The 1,978-nt window shown below is 68.6% G+C and carries 2 protein-coding genes; both read right to left on the bottom strand.

Annotated features, from left to right (window positions below; all coding sequences use genetic code 11):
* The coding region (locus tag ASC87_RS28345; RefSeq protein WP_235582336.1) for a condensation domain-containing protein at positions 1–1,647 on the bottom strand (1,647 nt) is incomplete at its 3' end.
* Positions 1,640–1,978 (bottom strand): phosphopantetheine-binding protein (locus ASC87_RS28340; protein ID WP_157604436.1); only part of this gene is annotated, 339 nt, incomplete at its 5' end. The genes ASC87_RS28340 and ASC87_RS28345, both read right to left, overlap by 8 nt.

The following is a 1,978-nucleotide window of genomic DNA, read 5'->3' as shown; positions in this document are numbered from 1 at the left end:
CCGCAGCGTGCGCGCCAGCTGGTTGGCTCGCGCGTTCAGCTCGGCGTAGCTGATGCTGCGCCCGGCATCGGTCACTGCCACCGCATCCGGGCTGCGCACCGCCTGCGCTTCGATCAACCCATGCACCAGCTGCTCCGCCGGATACGCCTCGCCCGCCTCGTTGAACGACTGCAGCACACGCCACCGCTCGTCTTCCCGCATCAGCGGCAGCGCACCCACGGCTTGCGTGTCGTCATGCACCATCGCCTGCAGCAAGGCCTCGAGATGCCCCGCCCAGCGCGCTACGGTCGCCGGCTCGAACAGGTCGGTCGCGTAGTTCAGCGTGCCCTCGATGCGGTCGCCCTGCTCTTCCAGCGCGAGCGTCAGGTCGAACTGCGCGGTTTGCTGCGGCAGCTCCAGCGCCTGCATCTCCAGCCCCGGCAGCTGCCAGCGGCCGCGCGGCCGGGTCTGCAGCACGAACATGTTCTGGAACACCGGGCCGTGCGCCAAGCTGCGTGGCGGGTTCAAGGCCTCCACCACCTGCTCGAACGGCAGCTCCTGATGGCCGTAGGCGGCCAGCGTCTGCGCCTTCACGCGCGCCAGCAGCGAGGCCACGTCCTCGTCGGCCCACACCTGCAGCCGCAGCGCCAGCGTGTTGACGAAGAAACCGATCAGCGGCTCCACCTCCGTGCGCAGCCGGTTCGCCACCGGCGTGCCCACCACCACGTCGTCCTGCCCGCTCAGCCGCGACAGCAGCACCGTCCACGCCGCGTACAGCACCATGTGCAGCGTGGCGTCGTGCTTGCGCGTGAACGCTTTCAGCTGGCGAACCAGCGCTTCATCGAGCACGAGCTTGACGCTGTCGCCACGGTGGCTTTGCACTGCAGGCCGCGGACGGTCGGTGGGCAGGTCCAGCAAGGCCGGTGCGCCTTGCAGATGCGCTTTCCAGAAAGCCAGCTCGCCTTGCAGCGCTTGGCCTTGCAGGCGTTGAGTCTGCCAGGCGGCGTAGTCGGCATACTGCAGCGCGAGCGGCGGCAATGGATTCGGCTTGCCTGCGCTGAAGGCCGCATACAAGACCTGCAGTTCCTGGATCAGCACGCCGACCGACCATCCGTCGGACACGATGTGGTGCATGCTGACCAGCAGCACATGCTCCTGGCCACCGAGCCTCAGCAGCCGGCCGCGGATCAGCGGGCCATGCGCCAGGTCGAAGGGCCGCTGCGCTTCGGCGCGCGCCAGCGATGGCACCTGTGATTCCAGGCCGACGTCCGTGCGGCCCAGATCGAACGGCAGCTCGGCCGCAATGACTTGCTTCGCCTGTCCGGCCCCCGGCTCGAAGCGCGTCCTCAGCACCTCGTGCCGCGCCACGATCGTGCCGAGCGCGCACTGGAGCGCCGTCTCGTCCAGTTCGCCGTGCAGGCGCACCGCGCCGAAGATGTGATACGCCGACGGTTCGCCAATGCCCTGGCCTTCCAGCTGGTCGATGAACCACAGCCGCTGCTGGCCGAGCGACAGCGGCAAGGCCTGGCCGCTGTCGGCGCGGGGCACCGGCAGGATGCGGCCGGCGCTGCCGTTCGGCATTTGCGCGTTCCGGGCCTTCTCGGCCTTCTGGGCCAGCAGCCGCCGCAGCAGCTCCTGCTTTTCTTTCGACAGGGCAGCGTTATCCAACAGTGCTTTCTCCATTGTTCAGGGCTGACAGCATGGCCGCAGCCTCTTCATCGCTCATCGAGGCCACGCGCTGCAGCAGCGCCTCCGCCTCGTCTTCATCGGTGCCGGCAGGGGCTTGCAGCACCAGTGCCACCTGCTCGGCGAGCAACTTCACCGTCGGCGCCTCGAACACGGCGCGCAGCGGCACCTCGACATCGAACTCGTCGCGCAGGCGCGCGAGAATCTGCACCACCAGCAGCGAATGGCCGCCGAGGTCGAAGAAGTTGTCGTGGCGGCCCAGGCGTTCGACGCCCAGCAGCTCTTGCCAGATCCGCGCCAGCGTCTGCTCGAT

The sequence above is a fragment of the Rhizobacter sp. Root1221 genome, from assembly GCF_001425785.1.
Classification (GTDB): Bacteria; Pseudomonadota; Gammaproteobacteria; order Burkholderiales; family Burkholderiaceae_C; genus Rhizobacter.
This window is presented reverse-complemented; position numbering and strand designations above follow the sequence as displayed.